This is a genomic window from Microbacterium gorillae (genome assembly GCF_050990725.1).
In the GTDB taxonomy this organism is placed as follows: Bacteria; Actinomycetota; Actinomycetes; order Actinomycetales; family Microbacteriaceae; genus Microbacterium; species Microbacterium gorillae_A.
In genome coordinates this window covers 1,803,099-1,823,337 of sequence record NZ_CP158844.1, presented here as the reverse complement: position 1 = coordinate 1,823,337, position 20,239 = coordinate 1,803,099, and the positions used below count along the sequence as shown (strand labels likewise).

At 66.6% G+C, this 20,239-nt stretch carries 20 protein-coding genes, 1 tRNA gene, 1 other RNA gene and 1 pseudogene; 12 read left to right on the top strand and 11 right to left on the bottom strand.

What is annotated here, in order from left to right:
* Positions 1-12: 12 nt before the first annotated feature.
* Positions 13-312, top strand: a pseudogene (locus ABTV68_RS08055) (GNAT family N-acetyltransferase); the annotation flags it as partial.
* A 231-nt stretch (positions 313-543) separates the two neighbouring features.
* Here ABTV68_RS08055 and ABTV68_RS08050 read toward each other — a convergent pair.
* From ABTV68_RS08050 to ABTV68_RS08040, 3 genes are all read right to left on the bottom strand, one after another.
* Positions 544-619, bottom strand: a tRNA-Lys gene (locus tag ABTV68_RS08050).
* Between the two features lie 94 nt (positions 620-713).
* Positions 714-1,028, bottom strand: a complete 315-nt coding sequence (locus ABTV68_RS08045; RefSeq protein ID WP_433677109.1) for an ATP-dependent DNA ligase — start codon at positions 1,026-1,028, stop codon at positions 714-716.
* 126 nt (positions 1,029-1,154) lie between these two features.
* A complete protein-coding gene (locus ABTV68_RS08040) occupies positions 1,155-1,832 on the bottom strand; it encodes a DUF6766 family protein (protein WP_433677108.1) in 678 nt (225 codons plus the stop codon).
* A 284-nt stretch (positions 1,833-2,116) separates the two neighbouring features.
* On the opposite strand from ABTV68_RS08040, the gene ABTV68_RS08035 reads away from it, so the two are divergent.
* From ABTV68_RS08035 to ABTV68_RS08025, 3 genes are read left to right on the top strand one after another with little or no spacing between them, the layout of a single operon-like run.
* On the top strand, positions 2,117-3,169 hold the full coding sequence (locus tag ABTV68_RS08035; RefSeq protein ID WP_433677107.1) for an iron-containing redox enzyme family protein: 1,053 nt from the start codon (positions 2,117-2,119) through the stop codon (positions 3,167-3,169).
* Complete coding sequence (locus ABTV68_RS08030) at positions 3,166-3,369, top strand: CDGSH iron-sulfur domain-containing protein (RefSeq protein ID WP_433677106.1); 204 nt, start codon at positions 3,166-3,168, stop codon at positions 3,367-3,369. The genes ABTV68_RS08035 and ABTV68_RS08030 overlap by 4 nt, the downstream gene beginning before the upstream one ends.
* Positions 3,366-4,352, top strand: coding sequence for a glycosyltransferase (locus tag ABTV68_RS08025; RefSeq protein WP_433677105.1), 987 nt, complete (start codon positions 3,366-3,368; stop codon positions 4,350-4,352). Before ABTV68_RS08030 ends, ABTV68_RS08025 begins: the two co-directional genes overlap by 4 nt.
* Positions 4,353-4,359: 7 nt before the next feature.
* Here ABTV68_RS08025 and ABTV68_RS08020 read toward each other — a convergent pair whose 3' ends face one another.
* Complete coding sequence (locus ABTV68_RS08020; protein WP_433677104.1) at positions 4,360-5,301, bottom strand: alpha/beta fold hydrolase; 942 nt, start codon at positions 5,299-5,301, stop codon at positions 4,360-4,362.
* A gap of 156 nt (positions 5,302-5,457) precedes the next feature.
* Between ABTV68_RS08020 and ABTV68_RS08015 the strand changes: the two genes are divergently transcribed.
* Together ABTV68_RS08015 and ABTV68_RS08010 are read left to right on the top strand one after the other, a co-directional pair.
* The gene (locus tag ABTV68_RS08015) at positions 5,458-6,612 is read left to right on the top strand and encodes a sensor histidine kinase (protein WP_433677103.1); all 1,155 of its coding nucleotides are present in this window, start codon (positions 5,458-5,460) and stop codon (positions 6,610-6,612) included.
* On the top strand, positions 6,609-7,274 hold the full coding sequence (locus tag ABTV68_RS08010) for a response regulator transcription factor (protein ID WP_433677102.1): 666 nt from the start codon (positions 6,609-6,611) through the stop codon (positions 7,272-7,274). Before ABTV68_RS08015 ends, ABTV68_RS08010 begins: the two co-directional genes overlap by 4 nt.
* 3 nt (positions 7,275-7,277) lie before the next feature.
* Here the strand turns inward: ABTV68_RS08010 and ABTV68_RS08005 are convergent, their stop codons facing one another.
* Positions 7,278-8,423 (bottom strand): hypothetical protein, encoded by a 1,146-nt coding sequence (locus tag ABTV68_RS08005; RefSeq protein WP_433677101.1) that lies wholly within the window; start codon positions 8,421-8,423, stop codon positions 7,278-7,280.
* A 50-nt stretch (positions 8,424-8,473) separates the two neighbouring features.
* Positions 8,474-9,676: a 30S ribosomal protein S6--L-glutamate ligase gene (gene rimK, locus ABTV68_RS08000; protein WP_433677100.1), complete on the bottom strand. Its 1,203-nt coding sequence runs from the start codon at positions 9,674-9,676 to the stop codon at positions 8,474-8,476.
* Between the two features lie 26 nt (positions 9,677-9,702).
* Between rimK and ABTV68_RS07995 the strand changes: the two genes are divergently transcribed.
* Positions 9,703-10,182, top strand: coding sequence for an ATP-dependent zinc protease family protein (locus tag ABTV68_RS07995; RefSeq protein ID WP_433677099.1), 480 nt, complete (start codon positions 9,703-9,705; stop codon positions 10,180-10,182).
* Positions 10,183-10,268: 86 nt separating this feature from the next.
* Positions 10,269-10,805 (top strand): GNAT family N-acetyltransferase, encoded by a 537-nt coding sequence (locus tag ABTV68_RS07990; RefSeq protein WP_433677098.1) that lies wholly within the window; start codon positions 10,269-10,271, stop codon positions 10,803-10,805.
* Between the two features lie 64 nt (positions 10,806-10,869).
* On the opposite strand, the gene ssrA is transcribed toward ABTV68_RS07990, so the two are convergent.
* Positions 10,870-11,239: a transfer-messenger RNA gene (gene ssrA, locus ABTV68_RS07985) on the bottom strand.
* A gap of 179 nt (positions 11,240-11,418) precedes the next feature.
* Between ssrA and ABTV68_RS07980 the strand changes: the two genes are divergently transcribed.
* From ABTV68_RS07980 to ABTV68_RS07970, 3 genes are read left to right on the top strand one after another with little or no spacing between them, the layout of a single operon-like run.
* Positions 11,419-12,078, top strand: a complete 660-nt coding sequence (locus ABTV68_RS07980) for an SIMPL domain-containing protein (protein WP_433677097.1) — start codon at positions 11,419-11,421, stop codon at positions 12,076-12,078.
* Positions 12,079-12,131: 53 nt separating this feature from the next.
* Positions 12,132-13,475 carry a M20/M25/M40 family metallo-hydrolase gene (locus tag ABTV68_RS07975; RefSeq protein WP_433677096.1) on the top strand — a complete coding sequence of 448 codons (1,344 nt, stop codon included), beginning with the start codon at positions 12,132-12,134 and terminating at the stop codon, positions 13,473-13,475.
* Positions 13,476-13,480: 5 nt separating this feature from the next.
* Positions 13,481-14,989 (top strand): MFS transporter, encoded by a 1,509-nt coding sequence (locus tag ABTV68_RS07970; protein WP_433677095.1) that lies wholly within the window; start codon positions 13,481-13,483, stop codon positions 14,987-14,989.
* A gap of 59 nt (positions 14,990-15,048) precedes the next feature.
* Here ABTV68_RS07970 and smpB read toward each other — a convergent pair whose 3' ends face one another.
* The 4 genes from smpB to prfB form a co-directional block, all read right to left on the bottom strand.
* Positions 15,049-15,525 carry an SsrA-binding protein SmpB gene (smpB, locus tag ABTV68_RS07965; RefSeq protein WP_433677093.1) on the bottom strand — a complete coding sequence of 159 codons (477 nt, stop codon included), beginning with the start codon at positions 15,523-15,525 and terminating at the stop codon, positions 15,049-15,051.
* 78 nt (positions 15,526-15,603) lie between these two features.
* The gene (gene ftsX / locus ABTV68_RS07960) at positions 15,604-16,518 is read right to left on the bottom strand and encodes a permease-like cell division protein FtsX (protein ID WP_433677092.1); all 915 of its coding nucleotides are present in this window, start codon (positions 16,516-16,518) and stop codon (positions 15,604-15,606) included.
* Positions 16,515-17,612 (bottom strand): cell division ATP-binding protein FtsE, encoded by a 1,098-nt coding sequence (gene ftsE, locus ABTV68_RS07955; RefSeq protein ID WP_433677091.1) that lies wholly within the window; start codon positions 17,610-17,612, stop codon positions 16,515-16,517. Before ftsE ends, ftsX begins: the two co-directional genes overlap by 4 nt.
* 107 nt (positions 17,613-17,719) lie before the next feature.
* A complete protein-coding gene (gene prfB / locus ABTV68_RS07950; RefSeq protein ID WP_433677090.1) occupies positions 17,720-18,829 on the bottom strand; it encodes a peptide chain release factor 2 in 1,110 nt (369 codons plus the stop codon).
* A gap of 146 nt (positions 18,830-18,975) precedes the next feature.
* Between prfB and ABTV68_RS07945 the strand changes: the two genes are divergently transcribed.
* Positions 18,976-20,235, top strand: a complete 1,260-nt coding sequence (locus ABTV68_RS07945) for an MFS transporter (RefSeq protein ID WP_433677574.1) — start codon at positions 18,976-18,978, stop codon at positions 20,233-20,235.
* The last annotated feature ends 4 nt before the right edge of the window (positions 20,236-20,239 follow it).

The window sequence follows — 20,239 nt, the reverse complement described above, 5'->3', positions numbered from 1 at the left end:
TAATCTCGAGCTATGACAGACGCCTATTCACTGATCGGCGAAGCACCTCCCCTGACCGACTACCTCCGACTGCGAAAGGACTCCGGCCTGTCGCCGAAGACCGCGGACCAGGGCGCCGGTGCCATCGCGGGCAGCTGGTCCGCGTGCCACGTCGTGGATGCGAGTGGTGCCGTCGTCGCGATGGGCCGAGTGATCGGCGACGGCGGTTGGTACTTCCATATCGCCGACATCGCCACCGATCCCGCTCACCAGCGCCAGGGCTTGGGTCGCCGCGTCATGGAGTGGCTCATCGCGGACATCCAGGCTCGCGCGCCCGAGGGTGCGTACGTCACCCTCATCGCGGATCCGCCGGGCCAGCGGCTGTATCGCTCGGGGCTTCATCGACGTCTCCCCCAGCCTCGGCATGGCTTTGCGCGCGGGTTCGCGCGACGGTTCCCGCGGATGAATCGTCGCCGTGGTGCGTGGCGCTCGCCGTGGTGGCCGACACGAACGACAAAGGCCCCGGAAATTACCTGGTCGAGAGGTGATTTCCGGGGCCTGAGCTGGTGCACCCCCAGGGACTTGAACCCTGAACCCACTGATTAAGAGTCAGTTGCTCTGCCGATTGAGCTAGAGGTGCTTGGTGTTTTTGCGCCTTGCGGCAACAGAGAAAACATTACCAGGCGAGGCCTCCAACGTGAAATCGGAGTCGGCTCGGGAGTGTCACAGCCGTCTTAGTTCGGCGCGGCGGGTTCTGCGGGCTCGGGCACGAGGTGCAGGCCTGAGGGCGAGTTGGCAGTGTACGCCAGCGCTTCGATCCACGCCGGATTGAGCTTCGGACGCCTGCTGCCGTAGAAGCGATACACGATCGGCACCGCGGGATGAAGCCAGACGCTTGTGCGTCCGTCGCCGACGCTGGAATCCTCACGCCAGGTGAAGGTGAACGCTTCACTGCGACGCAGCTTGCTGCTGATGACCACCTGCAGGTGAGCGAGTGCGCGGTCCTCGATCTCGACTTTGACCGAGTCCGCGTAGATGAACTTGCCCATGGGCAACCTCCACTTCGTCATGAACGCAGAGGCGGTCCTCCTGAAGGCAGCGGACCGCCGACAGCACAAATATGTATCACCCACATGTTTGAGGCAATCCATGACGCGGACCACTCGGGCGGCGAGCTATTCGGCCTCGACGCTGCTGGTGTGGTGGGGAACACCGACAGGCTTGGACTCGCTCGACCCGCGCTGTCGCAGGAAGATGCTGAACGCGACCATGGCGCCCACGGCAAGGAACTCGGACTGCCAGTTCTGCAGCGTGCGGTTCCAGAACTCGGGCGACGCCACGTATTCCAGCCAGCTCACCTCCTCCAGGCCGTGCTGCATGTTCTCCTCGCTTGCCACCACGCGCCCCGCGAGCGACTGCGCGAACCAGGACAGCAGGAAGATCGACCCCATCAGCAGCAGCAGCGAGTTCGAGTACAACCACAGGCGAAAGCCGCGAACGCGCGCCCAGCGCGGCGAGTCGGCAGTGGCGTGTTCGCCGATCAGCTGGTCCTTCTCGGTCCCGACGCCCTCATCCCCCGGCTTCTTCGACTCGGGCGAGCCGCGCTGAATGAGCCAGACGGTTGCGAGGATGAACAGGAAGAACTGCAGGAACTCGGACTGCCAGTTCTCGGCCACATCCACGAGGAAGTCCGACGAGGTCACGTAGTCGAGATATCCGACCGCGGGCTGGCCGTGCTGCGCGAGCTGCTCGTTCGTGTATGCCAGCCCGACCAGCGACTCCCCCACCAACGTCGCCAGAAAGATCACCAGGAACGCCAGGCTCAGGCCGTTGTCGCGAATCCAGCGCCCCATGTCAACGGCCCGCCAGTGGCAGCGCGATCATCGCGGAGAGACCGCCGACGATCAGAACCAACCACGCCCAGAACACGAATCGAGGTCCTCGCTGATCGACATCTTGCATCCGTTCGCTCCTTTCGCTGCGAACCGCCAGACTCCGACCGGCGCGCTGCGCTGGGTAGACCCTTGACAGCGTCGCGAGCATCCGACATCAGATAGCCGGTGCACCTCCCAACGTCAACCCTGTTCCGGAGCGAGGTGCCCGCCACGAAGACTCCAGGGATGAGAACGGAGACACTGTGACCCTCACCGCAGACACGCTCGACACGACCCGCGTCCCTTTCACGGCCCGTGGACCGCTGAGCGAGGCCGTCATCAGCCATCTGTCCGGCTTCCGCCACGCGGCACGGACCGCGCATACCGATCTCGCTCGGCTCGTTCTCGACACGAGCACCGATGTCCTCCACGACGACGACATCCAGCTCACATTGTTCGCGCTCTACGCCTCCGCGTACGGCTCGATCACCGCGTTCGATCCACGGCTGGAATGGGATCCGCGAGCCATCGCCACCCGAACGATTCTCGAGGAGGCGTTCGAGCGTGCGATTCGCGATGCTGTGACCATGCCTCCGCTGCCCGAGGTATCGCAGGACGCCATTGCCCGGGCACTGTTCCATCTCGCCGGTGCCGAGGACGGACCGAGCCTCTCCCGCTATGTCGCCCGCAAAGCCACCGACCCGCAGGTACGGGAGTTCCTGATCCAGCGATCGATCTACACCCTTCGCGAGGCGGACCCGCATTCGTGGGCGATCCCACGGCTGCACGGGCGCGCGAAGGCCGCGATCGTCGAGATCCAATCCGACGAGTACGGCGGCGGTCGACCTGATCGGGTGCACGCCGCGATCTTCGCGGCCTCGATGCGGGGCGCAGGGCTCGATGACACCTACGGAAGGTACGTGGACGATGTGCCTGCCATCACTCTCGCTTCGCACAACATGATGTCGATGTTCGGCCTCAATCGGCGTCTCCTGGGGGCGATCGTCGGTCACCTGGCAGCGTTCGAGATGACATCGTCGATTCCCAACCGGCTCTACGGGGACGGACTGCGACGTCTGGGCTACGGCCCGGAAGTGACCGACTACTTCGACGAGCATGTGGAGGCCGACGCCGTGCACGAGCAGATCGCCAGTCGAGACCTCGCCGGTGCTCTCGGCGAGGACCGGCCCGATCTGCTTCCCGACATCATGTTCGGAGCAGCGGCCTGCCTCACCGTGGACAGCATGGTGGGCGCTCACATGCTGGAGCGCTGGTCTGCCGGGCAGTCCTCGCTGCGCCAGCGGAGGGCAGCATGAGCATCCGACCGGCGACCATCACGCCATACCCCGATGGCCCCCTCCTCGTGCGCGGCGACGTGGAGCTCTTCACGGTCGAGGGCGAGCCGATCCCCCTCCGTCGACGCACGAGCGCCCTCTGTCGCTGTGGTCTGTCCGCCATCAAGCCGTTCTGCGATGGCACCCACAAAGCGGCAGGGTTCCGCACGGAGGGCCGGTGACCGTCCGGCGGATACCCGCGGAGTGCGTGCTCCCCCTGCGGTGGACTTCCGATGACGATCTCGACGATCTCACGGACTACCTGCGCGAGCTGTCCGGCTGGATCGACGTCACGATCGTGGACGGTTCGTCGGCAGATCTGTTCGCCACACATGCCGACGCGTGGGCGGGCCTGGCTCGCCACGTCCCGCTCGCGCCCGGGCTCTTGACGGCAGAGAACGGCAAGGTCAGCGGTGTCCTCACCGGTATCGCCGCGGCGCGACACGACAGCGTGGTGATCGCGGATGACGATGTGCGCTACACCGAGGGCTCCCTGCGAGCTGTTGTCGCCGAGCTGGACGAGGCTGAGCTGGTCAAACCGCAGAACGTCTTCGAACCGCTCCCCTGGCATGCCCGGTGGGATACCGCGCGCTCGCTGCTGAACCGTGCGTTCGGCTCGGACTATCCCGGCACCTACGCCGTCCGCCGCCGGCTCCTCGTCCGCACCGGCGGGTATGACGGGGACTGCCTCTTCGAGAACCTCGAGCTCGAACGCACCGTCCGAGCAGCGGGCGGGCGCGTACGCGACCTGCCCGGTCTGTTCGTGGCGCGCCGGCCTGCGTCGCTCGGTCACTTCCGCGCGCAGCGGGTGCGGCAGGCGTACGAGAGCTTCGCCCAACCGGCGTGGCTCTTCGCGGAGGCGGCCGTCGTTCCCGCTGTGCTCTGCGCTCGGCGCCGGCCCCTCGTGTTGGTGGCCGCGGTCTCAGTGATCGTCGTCCTTGCGGAGTTCGGGCGACGCCGGCACGGCGGCCGCACCGTGTTCCCGGCTACCGCCGCCCTGTGGGCTCCGCTGTGGCTCCTGGAACGCGGAACGTGCACGTGGATCGCCATCGCCAGACGACTGAGGGGCGGTATCCGTTACGGCGGACACCGCCTCTCGCTCGCCGCCAACCCGCAACGCCGCATCCGCGCTCGTCTGGAGCGGCTGGCGTCCGACCAGCCCTGAGCCGGCGTCAGTCCTGCCGGCGCTCCCCCTCCCACTGCCGGAACTCCCGCGCGATGGTCGGCGACTGTGTGTGGTGCAGGTAGTGATCGCCGTCGAGGGCGATGACCGTGCCGTCCGTGACCGTCGCGGCCTGTCGCTCATGCATCGGCAGCCAGTCGTCATTCGTCGGATTGACCTTCTGCACGAACAGCAAGAGCGGAAGGTCGACCGGGAAGGTCTTTCCTTCGGCATCCGCGAAGTTCGTGCGGATGCGCGCCATCTCATCGAGGTAGGTCGGCTCCAGACTGTTGCGATTGGTCAGCAGGCCGATCTGCTGGCGGTCGTGGTCATCGTAGAACGGGGCCACATAGCCACCGTCTCCACCGACGCCCGACAGCAAGCGCACCAGCCCGAGGTTCTTCAGCGCACCGAGGAGACCGGTGGGAAACGCCATGTCCATGTTCGGCTGCCCGGGAACGCTGCTGTCGATCCCCACGAAGGCCCGCACCTCGTCTGGGTAGCGCTCGGCGAACTCTCTGCCGTAGATCCCCGCGATCGAGTGCCCCATCAGCGTGTAGCTCGTCACGCCCAGCTCCTGCAGCGCCTCATGCACCTCGCTGACGACGTTCGCCGTCGTCCGCGGCTCGTCCGTGCCATCGCTGAGTCCGTACCCGAACGGCTCCACCGCGATCACGCGGTGATCGGCGGCGAGATCCTCGATCAGCGGCGAGAAGTCGATCACCGGCGACGAGGTTCCGAAGCCCGGCAGTAGCACGATGCTCTCGCCCTCGCCCGCCACGAGCACGTTCATGCTCTTGCCGTCGACCTCCACACGCTGACCATAGGGTTCAATGGCGTCCGTCTCGGCGTTCGTCGCCACGACGTTGACCACCGTGCTGGTCGCCAAGCCGACGGCTATCACCGCGGCGATGCTGCCCAGAACAATGAGCGCTTTCCTCGACTTCTTCATGCTGTCCTTCCTGATCGAGTGGAGTTCCTCCAGACTCGCGACGTTCACCTCGCGACACATCGCGCGGGCGCGGACACCCGTGTACCGCATCCGCGGTATGCGCCCCTGCTTCGGCCGGAGGATCCGCTCAGCGGAGTCGAGTGGAATGCTGGAACCGTGAACACCGATCGCCCATCCCGCATCCAGACAATGCTCGGCGATGTCTCCGCGGTCGCGGTGATCGTGCTCCTCGGCGTCCTTCCCTTTCCCGACGACGTGTTCCATCCCGAAGGCTGGCTGCTGATTCCGGCCCTGATTCCGGCTGGTGCTCTGCTATTCCGGCGTCGTGCCCCGCTTGTCGTGCTCGGCATCGCCCTGTTGTGCGACCTGGTGCTCGCCTTCGGCGGAATTGTCGGGGCGAGCGCACTGATGGCGATAGCCATCGCAGCGTTCGCGGTGGTCGATCGGATTCCTCGCCTGCTCGCGGTGGTGTCTGTGGCAGGGACGATCATCGCGGTCTTCATTGCTAACACACTGGTTCTCGGGGGTGAACCGGTCGACTCCCGAGCCATGCAGTTCCTGGCCTTCATCGTGGTAGGCGCGGCTCTGGGCGCCGCCACACGATCGCGCCGTGAGTACACGATCGTCATGTCCGAACGCGTCGAGCGCGCGGAGCGCTCGCGCGAGGAGGAAGCTCGGCGCCGCGTGGCCGAGGAGCGGGTGAGCATCGCGCGCGACCTGCATGATCTGGTTGCTCACCAGATCTCCGTCATCAGCCTGAACGCGGGCGTGGCGTCGGCGGCTGTCGAGACGAAGCCCGAACGCGCCCGTGAAGCGCTGTCGACGATTCGGTCGGCGTCGCGAACCGTCCTGACGGATATCGGCGCGCTCCTCGCGGTATTGCGCGCCGATGACCCGGATGATCTTCGAACCCTGCGTCCGCAACCGGGTCTCGCCGAGCGTGCGGGCCTCTTCGACCGGTTCCGGACCAACGGTCTCACCGTTGCGGTGACGGGCGACGGCGAGCTGCCCTCGCTCACGCCTGCTGTCGACCACGCGGCTCATTTCGTGCTGCTGGAGGGCCTCACGAATGCGCTCAAGCACGGACACGGTGCGCGCGCCGACGTGAGTTTCACGCGGACGACATGCGGATTGCAGATCACCATCACCAACCCCATCGCGGGCGACGCAGCACCCACCCGCAGCGGCCACGGACTCCGCGGACTCGGCGAACGCGTATCCGCAGCCGGAGGACACATCGACACGCACCGGAGCGCACGAGAGTTCGTCCTGCGCGCTGAGCTACCTCTGCCCGCGGAAGGCGACCGATGACCACCGTGCTGATTGTCGACGATCAACCCCTGATCCGCCGAGCCGTGCGCGAGATCCTCGCCGACGGTGGGATCAACGTCATCGGGGAAGCCGCAGACGGAGAAGAAGCGGTGACCGCCGCCCGAGAGCTCCGGCCCGACGTCGTGCTCATGGACATCCGGATGCCGGTGCTCGACGGCATCGCCGCGACCGCACGAATCCGAGCGGATGCCACGGAGGACAGCGCGCGGGTCCTGGTCCTCACGACGTTCGAAGAGGACGACTACGTCCTCGCGGCTCTGCGCGCCGGGGCCAGCGGCTTCATCGGAAAGAGCGCTGAGCCGGAGGACATCGTGCATGCCGTCCGCACCATCCATGACGGCGACGCCCTCCTCTCCCCCGCAGCCACACGCGCTCTCATCGAGCGGGTCACCGATCCGCGGCCGAAGACTGCGGAGCCCGCAGATCCGCGGCTGATCCCCCTCACGCCGCGCGAACGCGAAGTGCTCCAGCTCGTCGGTCGCGGCCTCTCGAACGCCGAGATCGCGGACGATCTCACCATCTCACTGCACACCGCGAAGACCCACGTCAACCGCACGATGATGAAGGTTCATGCCGGCGACCGCGCACAGCTCGTGATCCTCGCCTACGAGACGGGACTGGTGCATCCTGGCTCGCCCTGACCCTCAGTCCGCGGCCGTGACCTCGATCTCAACGAGTTCCGGCGCGCCGTCGTCTTCGGTGGCTTCTCGCTCGAAGTCATCGTGCGTGATCGTCACGATCCGATCGACGAAGACGTCGACCTTCTTGCGATACGCCGGTTGCGCACTTTCGAAGAGCGGATGGATGTCGCTGACACCGTCCTCACCGGACAGCGCGATCTGCTCCAGATACGGGGGCAACTCGATGGACACCCCGTTCGTGAAGACTGCGGAGTCCTCGTCGACCGCAAGGTCGTATCGGGTGAGGCGTGAGTTCTTCGTACCGAAGGACTGTGCCACGTACAGGTGCGTGTCGTCGAAGGCGAGACCCTGTACCTCCTTCGGGGCCGTCAGCGCGAGATCGGCGAAGATGTGATGCTCGCCGTCCTTGTCGATGTAGGAGCGCTCGGTGTCGCCGACATCCGTCAGCTCGACGAATCCTTCGGCGTCCGGTTCGGAGTAGTCCAGGCTGAACACCTGGATCTGTGACTCATGCGGGTCGTTGGTGAAGTAGCTCGCCCACAGCAGGTCACCATGGAAGTCGAGCGTGGATACCCCCTCCAGACTGTCGACGATGTAGGAGACGGCGTACTCGATCGGCGTCAGCGCACGGATGTCGTACGCATCGATGGTGTCTTGCAGGATGCCCGAGATGGCGGCACGCCCGTCGCGTCTGTCACCGATCCACAGCACCCGCGCCTCCTGGTCGTAGCCGATCCCACCGACGTGCGCCTTGTTGCGCAGCGAGATGGTCTTCACGAACGCGCCCGAATAGTCGAACACGAAGACGACGGAGTTCAGTTTGTGCTTGTGGTCGTAGGCCGAGACGAAAACCTGGTCATCGCTCAGCGCGAGACCCTGCGGTGTGAAGCCCTTCGAGAGGACGAGCTCATATGCCGCATCCCTGCTGGCGCGCTTCAAACCGTAGGCGCCGTAGAGACCCGGAATCGGTACGGACAGCTCCATCGACCTCTGCATGATGGGGAACTCGTCCATCATGTCGCGGAAGTCGTCGTCGTGCAGGAGCGGGTCGGTCGATGCCGCCCCGACCGGGATCTCTTGTGCCGCGAACTCGGGATCGAGCACGAACGCAGGTGCGCAGCTCGTCAACGCCAGAAGGCCCGCCGTCATCCCGGCGCACGTCATCACGCGACGCGCGTGGCGTCGCGTGTGCCGCCCGCTCAGTCGTCGGCTCCGATGTCCTTGGGGATGGGTTCCTTCGGCAGCTTCCGCACACGAGCGCGCCGACGCCGCTCGGGGATCATTGAGCGCATCTCCTCCAGCTTGCCGAAGCAGAGGAGGCGGTCCTCGCCCTCAAGGATCACGTGCTTGCGGGGGTTCGGAATCACGGTCGTGCCCCGGTGCAGCGTGAGGACCGTGATGTCCCGCTCCCACAGCCCCGCCTCGCCGAGGGTCTGGCCGACCACGCCCGCGCCATTGTGCACGAGAAGTTCGGCGACGCCGTAGCCGGTGGACACGGCCAGCCGCTGACGCACGTCGATCTCCGGGAAGGCGACCTGGTTGGCGATGTGGTCGATGATCGCGCCGGCGACATCGAGCTTCGTCGCCGCTTCGATGCCCTGCAGGCCCGGTGATGAGTTGACCTCCATCACCAGCGGACCGTCGACGCCCTCCAGCATGTCGACGCCGGCGACGCGCAGGCCCATGATCTGCGCCGCGCGTACCGCTGTGCGCTGATATTCCTCGTCCAACTCCACGGCCTCGACGGATCCGCCGCGATGCACATTGGAGCGGAACTCGTCGCCCTGCGCGGTGCGGCGCATCGCGGCAACCACCCGGTCCCCCACCACGAGGGCCCGGATGTCACGGCCTCGTGACTCGGAGATGAACTTTTGGATCAGCACGTTCTGCTTCGTGGAGTGCAGGGTCTCGATGATCGCCTCGGCGACCTTCACCTGCGGGGCGAGGATGACGCCGATGCCCTGCGTGCCCTCGAGCAGCTTGATCACGACCGGGGCGCCACCGACACTCTCGATCGCGGGGCGCACGTCCGCGCGATTGCGCACGAAGGCGGTGGGCGGCAGCGCGATGCCGTGGCGGGAAAGGATCTGCGTGGCGCGCAGCTTGTCCCGCGCGTTGGCGATGCCGTTGGAGGTGTTGGGCGTGTACACGTCCATCTGCTCGAACTGGCGCACGACAGCGGTGCCGAAGTAGGTGATGGAGGAGCCGATACGCGGCAGGATCGCGTCGTAGTCACTCAGCCGGCGCCCGCGATACGCCAGGTCCGGCGCTTCTCCGGCGAGGTCGATCGCGAAGCGCAAGGTATTGAGAACCTTGACCTCGTGCCCCCGCTGAGCGGCCGCTGTACGCAGACGCTGCGTGGAATACGCCTGCGGCGCACGAGAAAGGATGGCGATCTTCAACTGCGTTTTCCTGTCATGATGATCGGGTGGGCTCAGGCAATTCAATCACCGTCACGGGCTGGCGAGAATGGGTGTCGCTGCCCGGGATCGATCTGCCCTGGATCAAGGCGAAGATCGATACGGGTGCGCGCACATCATCGTTGCATGCCTTCGACATCGTCGAGTTCGATCACGACGGTCGCGAGTGGGTGCGCTTCGCCGTGCACCCGTGGCAGTTCTCCGACGCGGACGCTCAGATCGTGGAACTTCCCGTCCACGATCGGCGTGATGTCCGCAGCTCGTCGGGACACGTGGAGCGGCGGATCGTCGTAATCGCCGATCTGCGTCTGGTCGGCATCGACATGCCGGCGGAGCTGACCCTCACGAACCGCGCGCAAATGGGCTTTCGCATGCTGATCGGCCGGGAAGCGTTGCGGAATGGATTCCTCGTGGACTCCGCCCGGTCGTTCGTCGGCGGCAAGCCGTCCCGCCAGATCCGACTCGCGAACCGCGGCAAATCCGCCTGATTCACGAGGTCCCGCTACGGGAGACCGACCTCGCCCGGAGCCGCCCGCCGGACCCTCTGGCTCGACCCGCGCGGTATCGTGCCACCATGCCCACGAAACCCGTCGTCACCCTTCGCCCACGCACCGATGCGGATCTCGACGCTCTGTACGCGATCGCCGCAGATCTGGAGACCTGGGAGGAACGCAATCCGGGGCGTCCCGCCATTCCGACGCGCGAGCGCTGGGAATCGCGGCTCCTCGCGCGTGAGGCAGAACCCGACGGCAGCGTGAGCTTCGTCGTCGATGCGGACGGTACCGCGGTCGGCAACATCGGGGTGTTCGACATCGACGACCTCGCGCGGCATGGAGAGGTCGGAATCGCCCTCGCGCCCTCCGCCCGCGGTCAGGGCATCGGCACGGCAGCAATGGCCCAAATACTGGAATTCGCGTTCGTGCGTGCGAACCTCCGACGCGTACACCTGGAGGTGATCGCCTCCAACGCGCGCGCGATCCGCGCGTACGAGAAGGCCGGATTCGTCGTCGAAGGGCGCCAGCGTGAGCACGCGTGGGTGCGCGGACACTACGAGGACATCGTCCGGATGGGTATCCTGCGCTCCGAATGGACGGCCGACCGTTCCGCGTAGGCGACCGAGAAGAGAAGAAGCCCCTCGATCCGGGATCGAGGGGCTTCTTCTTCGCGACAGCGACTGGTGGAGCTGGGGGGAATCGAACCCCCGTCCAACGCTGAGTCTCCACGCCTTCTCCGGGCGCAGTCTGTGCAGACGTTCTGCTCGGCTCCGACCTTTGTCACAGACACCTAAGTCGACAAGCCCAGCCTGGGAAGAGTCCCGCGCGGCGTCCAGACGCCACCGCGCAGCAAGATTCCTAGATGACGCCAGAATCCGTACCGGAATCACATACGGTCTGACGGACTATCGGGCTCGCTTAGGCAGCGAGGGCGAAGTCAGTGCGCTTAGCGTTGGCACTTATGTTTTTGCAGGGAGCGTTCACGAGATAACCCTGCATCCTCGGCCCGCTTCTCGTGGATTCACAGGCGCTGTCGAAACCGATCAGCCCCGTGTTCCTCCGTCAGGAGGGCCGCTGTCGCACTGTGGAATTACCAGTTCCGGATTGCTCCGGAGCATCCCAGCTTACAGCATCCGGCCAGGTGCCAGGCCCGGGGATGCCCCGCCGCGTGCCCCACTGACACGAACCGCACCCCGTCGCAACGTCGGACCCCGGCACTAGAGTCAGACCATGAGCGATGTCGTCATCTCCGTCCGAGGCGAGCACGAGACGCGGGTGTCCGCGGAACTCGGCGTCGCCACCGTCTCCGTCCGCCTCGATGGGCCCGATCGCGCCGCCGTGTTCGCCCAGGCGACCACCCTGGCCGATCGCCTCGTGGCAGAACTCACCGACGCCCAGGCGCGCGGCACCGTCGCTCAGTGGTCCAGCGAGCGTGTTTCGGTGTGGTCCGATCGTCCGTGGAGTCAGGACGGCGCGCAGCTCCCCCTTGTGCACCACGCCAGCATGAGCACACGCAGCGAGTTCACCGACTTCGCCGCGCTCTCAGAGTGGATCACTGCCGTGTCCGAGCGCGAGGGCGTCGCCGTGGACGGCATCTCGTGGGAGCTCACACCCGCCACCGCACGCACCACAGAATCACAGGTCGCTCAGGCCGCCGTCGGCGTCGCCCTGCAGCGCGCCACGGCGTACGCGGCGGCACTGGGACTGACCTCCGTGCAGCCCGTCGAGATCGCCGACGCCGGCCTGCTGAACTCCCCCGAGGCGGCCATGGGCAAGCAGGGCATGGCCATGCGCGCTTTCGCCGACAGCTCTGGAGGCGGCGGCCTCCAGCTCGAGCCGCGACCGATCGGCGTGGCGGCAACCGTCGAAGCACGCTTCCGCGCTTCCTGACGGACGGCCCTCCGCGGCGTCACCCCACCACGAAGGAACGGCACACAGGTCTCATGACAGAAACCACCGTCACCGTCCGCCCCGGAATCGCGGAGCGGCTGAGTCGCATGATCACTCTCCCCACCGTGTCGGCGGAGCGAGCCGAGCGGGGCGATCAACCCTTCCTGGGCTTCGCAGACCTGATCGCGGACCTCTATCCGCGCCTGCACGCCGAACTTGACCGTGAGGTCATCGGTGAGGGCGGCCTGCTCTACCGCTGGAAGGGCGCGGGCGACGCGGACCCGGTCCTGCTGATGGCGCACTACGACGTGGTGCCCGTCGACCTCAGCGACGACTGGACACACGATCCGTTCTCCGGCGAGATCAGCGACGGCTACGTCCACGGGCGCGGCGCCCTCGACGACAAGGGTCCGCTCGTCGTCATCCTCGACGCCGTCGAGAACCTGCTCGCTGCAGACTTCACGCCACAGCGCGACGTATATGTCTGGCTCGGCCCGGACGAGGAGTCGCACGGCGCGGCGGCACGCGAGGGCGCCCGCGTGCTGCACGAACGCGGCATCGTGCCCTGGCTCGTGCTGGATGAGGGTGGCGCCGTCGTCGACGCACCGCTGCCCTTCGTCGACGGAACAGCCGCGATGGTCGGTGTCGGCGAGAAGGGCGTGCTCTCCGTCCGGCTCACCGCGCGCGGAGACGGCGGACACGCCTCCGCCCCACCGAAGCTGACCGCTGTCGGTCGCATCGCGCGCGCGATCGAACGTCTCACTCCCGGCACCTTCCCCTCACGTACTCCGCGCACGATCACCGCGATGCTCAGCGCACTGAGCCAGGGCACCAGCGGCGCACCCCGTCTCCTCCTGCGTCTGCTCATCGCCGTCCCCCGCCTCAGCGCGATCGCCTTCACGCGCCTGGGCGGCGAGCCCGCAGCCATGGTGCGCACCACGATCGCACCGACGATGTTCGAGGGCGGCACGGCGGACAACGTGCTGCCGTCGCAGGCGTCCGCGACCATCAACCTCCGCCTCGCACTGGGCACCACCATCGCCCAGACGGTTCGCCGGCTCGAGAAGCGGATCAACGATCGCAGCGTCACGGTAACCGTGATCGATGGCGACGAGCCATCGCCGGAATCCGCCACCGACAACGCCCCGTTCGCGCTGATCACACAGGCCGTGTCCGCCTCCCACCCGGCGGCGCTGACCGTGCCGTACATCGTGTTCGCGGCGACAGATGCCCGACACTTCCACCGGTTCGCCCCGTCCGTGTACCGCTTCGCCCCGTTGTCGATGTCGTCCGAACTGCGCGCCACCCTGCACGGCGTGAACGAGCGCGTCGCCGTCTCCGAACTCGAGCGCGGCGAGCTCTTCCACCGCACGCTCATCATGCAGCTGCCCCAGTAGGGTTGATGCACCCGATTCTCCCGCGCACCCACCCGAAGCGGGTGCGCAGCGATGCGAAGGAGCATCACGTGAAAGCACGAATCGCCTGGGCAGGACTCGCCGGCGTCGTCGGCTACCTCGCCTTCGTCGAGTTCACCAGCGGCGTCCTGCAGGGCTACTACACCCCGATGCTCACCGACATCGCCCGCCATCTCGGCATCCCCGATGCCGACGTCAACTGGCTGGAGGGCACGCAGCTGATGCTGTCGGCACTCGTCGTTCCGGCCTTCGCGAAGCTCGGCGACATGTTCGGCCACAAGCGGATGCTGCTGATTTCCACCGCGCTGACAGCGCTCGCATCCTTCGCGCTCCCCTTTTCCGACTCGTTCGGGGTCTTCCTCACCGCCTGGGCCCTGCAGGGTTTCTACGTGGTGTGGCTGCCCATGGAGATCGCCCTGATCTTCAGCCGTACCCGCGGAGTCGAAGGGCGCGCGCAGATCACCGCGCGCGCGGCCGGCATCCTGGTCGCCTCGCTCGAGGGCGGCGCGATCCTGGGTGCCCTCCTCGGCGGTGCGCTGATCGATGCGCTGCCCCTCACCGTGGTGCTGTTGGTTCCGGCGATCCTCGTCGCGCTGTGCTTCTTCGTGATCCTCTTCGGTGTGACCGAATCGCCCGAGCACACCGGCGGTCGACTCGACACCGTGGGGCTCGTTCTCATCTCTGTCGCGCTGATCGCCTTCACCGGCGGGCTCAGCATGCTGCGCCTCAACGGCCCGGGCGACCTCGTCTCCATTCTCGTGACGATGGTGGGCGTGGCGCTGGTCATCCCCTTCGTCCTGTGGGAGCTTCGCCAGGACGACCCGCTCATCGACGTCCGCATGTTCCGCAACCCCGCGCTCGGCCCGGTGTTCGTCACCGCAGGTCTGTTCGGCGTGAGCGTACTCGGCGGGCAGGCACCGCTCTCCACCTTCGCACGCACCGACCCGACCGTCACCGGCTACGGACTCGGCACGCAGGGCTTCGCCACCTCGCTCATCATCGGCATCTACCTCATCGCGATGATCACCGGAGCGCTGCTCTTCCCGGTGATCGGACGTCTTCTGTCACCGCGACTCGCGCTCATCGGCGCGGCGCTGCTGGTGTGCGTCGGCTTCGCGCTGTTCCTCCCGCTGCACGGCACCTACGCACAGGTGATCATCAACATGGTGATCGTGGGTCTCGGCTCCGGCGCCCTGGTCGCAGCTCTCCCCTCCGCGGCGGCAGCTGCGGCACCCGCTGCGCAGACCGGCGTCGCGACGGGCCTCACCAACTCCGTCAAGACGGTCGGCGGCGCGATCGCATCGTGCGTCTTCGGCATCGCCCTGCTCCACGGCGCGACGGGCGCTGCCGCGAACCCCGACCAGACCGCCGGTTCGCTGAGCGGCTACATGACGGTGTGGGCGGTATGCTCGGCCACGGCGCTCGTCGCCGCGATCTTCCTCTGCTTCGTGCCGAAGCAGGCCTTCCGCGACCAGGAACAGCCGGTCACGGTCTGAGCACGACGAAAAGATGAGGCCGGCCCAGAACTCTCCGGGCCGGCCTCATCGCTTCGGGATCACTCCCCCATGCGATTCCGTGTCCGCATGGCGCGATCCGCTTCACGCTTGTCCTGACGTTCGCGCAGGGTCTGGCGCTTGTCGAACTCGCGCTTACCCTTCGCGACACCGATCTCCAGCTTGGCGCGACCGTCCCGGAAGTACAGCTTCAAGGGAACCAGCGTGTAGCCGCCGGCCGACACCGCGTGCGAGATCTTGATGATCTCGTCGCGGTTCAGCAGCAGCTTGCGCACGCGCTTGGCCGAATGGTTCGTCCAGTGCCCCTGCGAGTACTCCGGGATGTGGATGTTGTCGATCCAGGCTTCGTTGCCCTTGATGTAGGCGTAGCCATCCGTCAGGTTGGCGCGTCCCTGCCGCAGCGACTTCACCTCGGTGCCGGTCAGCACCATACCCGCCTCGTACGTCTTCTCGACGTTGTAGTCGTGGCGTGCACGCCGGTTGGTCGCAACGACCTTCTCCCCGCGTTCACGGACCATGTCACACTCTCCTCAATCGCCGCGCGCACGCGCGGCAGCCGACCAGTCTATCAACCGACGGCACCGGACCACGACGCGTCAGGTACGCAGCCAGCGCCGGATCGCGAACCCGGCTGACAGGGCGGAGAGCACCACACCGAGACCCACGATGATCGGGATGACCACCCAGACATCGTTCAGACCGATCCAACTCTGAATGAAGGTCACGCGATCCGTCAGGTAGCCGAGAACGCCGAACTGCACCGCCGCCCACAGCGCTGCAGAAGCCAGCACGGAGCCGATGAAAGCCGCGAGCACTCCCTCCAGCACGAACGGGGTCTGGATGAAGCGGTTGGACGCACCCACCAGACGCATGATTCCGATCTCCTTGCGACGTGCCACCGCGGACAGCCGGATGGTCGTCGCGATCAGGAGAATCGCCGCAATCAGCATGAGCGCGGCGATTCCGACCGCGAGATAGGTGGCCACCTGAAGCGCCTGGAACAGCGGTTCCAGGTACTTCATCTGGTTCTTGACCTCCTGCACGCCCTTCGTGGAGTGGAAGGCCTCCTCGATCACGGTGACCTGCGACTGGTCTTTCAGGTTCACACGGAACGATGCGTTGATGCTGTCGGGCGCGAACACGCTGGCGTATTCCTCACCGCGCTGGTCGATGATGCTCTGATAGGCGTCCGCCTGCGTGATCTCCTGCACGTTGGCGATCAGGGGCCCGAGCGTGCCGCCGCCCAACTGTGCCCGCACGTCCTCGATCTGCTCCGGTGTCGCATTGCCGTCGGTGCAGTTGTCACCGATCGCGGTAGACGTACACATGAAGATCTCGACCTGAGCGCGATCCTCCCAGTAGTCGTGGAGCTTGCCCACCTGAGACTGCGTGAGGATGGCCGCGCCTACGAAGGTGAGCGACACGAACGTGACGAGGATCACGGAGATGACCATCGAGACATTCCGACGGAAGCCCTGGAAGACCTCGGAGAAGATGAGTCCCAGCCTCATGATGTCGGACCCACCTCGTCGTTGTCGTCATACTCGCTCAGTCCCAGCCGGTCGGCGACCCCGAGCTCGGCCACCTGAACGTCGGGCAGCGCGATCGGTCGTGTCATCGGCCGCGCCTCGGCGTCGACGACGGGCTCAGCGGGCGACGGGCGCGTGATGGCCGGCGCGGCCTCCGCCGGATCAGCTTCACGCTCTCCGGTGCCGAATGGCGAGTCGCTCTCCGTGGCGGGAGGGGCGACCTCATCGGCGGATTCCGGGACGGGAACAGCCACGGCGGCTGCGACAACCACCGGGGCGTCACCGGCATCGACCGCTGCCGCGACCTCGCGCTGCACTTCGAGTACCGCCGTCAGTGCGGCGGCGGAGGCAGCACCTCGTTCGGTGAACGCCTCCAGACGGGGAATCGAGGACGTGTCCCCGTACCCGCCATGACGATCATCGCGAATCACCGCCCCGTCGCGCAGCTCGATCACGCGACGCTGCATCTGGTCGACGAAGCCGGCCTCGTGCGTCGCCATCACGACGGTCGTGCCGTTCGCGTTGATGCGAGCGAGCAACTGCATGATGTCGGTGGAAGTTCCCGGGTCCAGGTTTCCGGTCGGCTCATCCGCCAGCAGGACCTGGGGACGGTTGACGATGGCGCGCGCGATGGCGACACGCTGCTGCTCACCACCGGACAGCTCCGTGGGCATGCGCTTCGCCTTGTCCTGCAGACCCACCAGCTCCAGCGCCTCGGGAACCGACTGCTGGATCAAAGCCCGACTGGCACCGGTGACCTGGAGGGCGAAGGCGACGTTCTGCGCCACGGTCTTGGTGGACAGGAGCCGGAAGTCCTGAAACACGGACCCGATGTGTCGGCGGAAGTAGGGAACCCGCCGGTTGGACATCTTCCGGGTGTCACTGCCGAGCACGAGAACGCGACCGGCAGTGGGGACATCCTCGCGGAGGATGAGACGAAGACACGACGACTTCCCGGATCCCGACGCGCCGACGAGGAACACGAACTCACCGCGTTGAATCTCGAAGTCGACATCGGAGAGCGCGGGTCGGGGCGTACCGCGGTAGCGCTTGGTGACGTTCTCGAACCGAATCATGGCCGAATCAGCCTACGTCGCGGGGTTGGTGGGACCGCCCAGCGACACCCGCCCAGACACATTGTTCTCTCGACGTCACGCGCACAGCGCCTCGCCGAGGTCGATTCTCAGTCTTCGGTCTTGCGCTTGCGCCAGCGGATTCCGGCCGAGATGAGGCCATCCAGGTCGCCGTCGAACACGCTCGCCGGGTTTCCGACCTCGTAACCGGTGCGCAGATCCTTCACCAGCTGCTGGCCGTAGAGGAAGTACGATCGCATCTGATCGCCCCAGCTCGCTGTGATCACACCGGCGAGTTCCTTCTTCTTCGCGGCCTCCTCCTCCTTCTTCAGGAGGAGCAGTCGCGTTTGCAAGACACGCATCGCGGCGGCGCGGTTCTGGATCTGAGACTTCTCGTTCTGCATCGAGACCACGATCCCCGTGGGGATGTGGGTGAGGCGCACGGCCGAGTCTGTGGTGTTGACCGACTGTCCACCGGGGCCCGATGAGCGGAAGACGTCAACGCGCAGATCGCCTTCGGGGATGTCGACCTCGACGGCCTCCTCCATCACGGGGATGACCTCGACCGCGGCGAAGCTGGTCTGCCGCTTGTCGGCCGAGCCGAACGGGCTGATGCGGGCCAGACGGTGCGTGCCGGCCTCGACCGACAGGGTGCCGTAAGCGTAGGGGGCGTCGACTTCGAAGGTCGCCGACTTGATCCCCGCACCCTCGGCGTAGGAGATGTCCATGACCTTGACGGAGTACTTGTTGCGCTCGGCCCAGCGCAGGTACATGCGCATGAGCATCTCGGCGAAGTCGGTGGCGTCGTCGCCGCCGGCGCCCGAGCGGATCGTGACAACGGCGGAGCGCTCGTCGTATTCGCCGTCGAGCAGCGTCTGCACCTCGAGCTGGCTCACCACGCTCTCCAGGGCCGCCAGCTCGTCGCGCGCCTCCTGCTCAGCGTCGGCGTCTTCCATCTCGTTGGCGAGCTCGACGAGAACATCGAGGTCGTCGAGCCGGCGCTCCACCGCCTCGACGCGGCCGAGGTCGGCCTGCTTGTGGCTGAGGGCGCTGGTGACCTTCTGCGCGGCTTCCGGGTCATCCCACAGATCGGGCGCACCGGCTTCCTCGCTCAGGCGGGCGATGTCTGCGCGCAGCGCATCGACGTCCACGACGGCACGGATGTCATCGAACGTGGAACGGACGGCAGCGATCTGGGAGGTGAATTCGTAATCGAGCATGGCTTCCTTAGCCTAGCGGTCGCAGGTGCGTCTCTGCGGCGTGAGACGAGCGGCGTAGGGTGGAGGAGTCTTCTCTGAGGAGACGGAGAGCGAGCACAGTGACAGACGCACCCTCCACCGGCGAGATCCTCAAACGTCTCGCCCCGATGATCTACGGCCCCACCGTCCTGTTCAGCCTGGGCGAGGGGGCCGTCGTGCCTCTGCTGCCGGTGCTGGCCACGAAGCTCGGTGCGGACATCGCGATGTCCTCGCTCATCGTCGCCGCGCTCGTGGTCGGCCAGCTGTGCGGCAACCTTCCCGCCGGCTGGGCAGTGGCCCGCTTCGGTGAGCGCCGCACCATGATCAGCTCCGGCCTCCTCGCACTGGTCGGTGTCGGCCTCCTTGCGTTTGCAACCGGTGTGGTGATGCTGATGGCGGCGGCGCTCGTCATCGGATTCTGCGCGGCGGCTTTCGCTCTGGCGCGACACTCGTTCATGACGACCCGCGTTCCGCTGTCGTTTCGCGCCCGCGCGCTGTCGCTGCTGGGCGGGTCGTTCCGCTTCGGGATGTTCATCGGTCCGTTCGTGGCTGCCGGGCTGCTCTGGGTGTTCGGCGACGAGCGCGCAAGCATCTGGTTCCTCGGCCTCTGTCTGCTGGCCGCCGTGGCGCTTGTGGTCTTCGGACCGGATCCCGAGACGGTCGCACCGCTTCCCACGCGCCCCACAGCGCGTGAAGCCTCGCCCGCAGACACCGGCGAGCCGATCACGGGCGGTATCGCGATCATCCCGACGCACGAGGGCGTGTTCCGCACGATGTGGCGGCACCGCGGTGTTCTCGCACGACTCGGGGTAGCGGCCGCGTCCCTCTCGGCGGTGCGATCCGCACGCCAGGCGATCCTTCCGCTGTGGGGCGTCTCGATCGGGCTCGACGCTCAGACCATCGCTCTGGTCGTTGGCCTGTCCGGCGCGATCGACTTCGCACTGTTCTACGCGAGCGGCCAGGTGATGGACCGCTTCGGCCGACTGTGGGCCGCGCTGCCCGCGATGCTGCTCATGGGGCTCGGCTTCGGAGCACTCGCGCTGACACACGATCTGCCCAGTTCGGCGATGTGGTTCGCCGCCTTCGCCATGGTGCTCGGTGTCGGCAATGGCCTCTCCAGCGGCATCCTGCTCACGCTTGGCGCGGATGTCGCGCCCCAGCACGATCCCGCACCCTTCCTCGGCTCGTGGCGCACGCTGACCGATGCCGGTGGTGCGCTCGCACCGGTGCTGATCTCGCTAATCACGGCCCTGCTGTCGCTGGCCTGGGCCACAGGACTGATGAGCGTCGTGGCCTTCGCCGGTGCACTGGGCTTCATCCGGTGGGTGCCGAAGTTCATTCCGCGGGCCCAGCGTGGTCCGACGGCTCCGGATCCCGGCGAGGGATGAACAG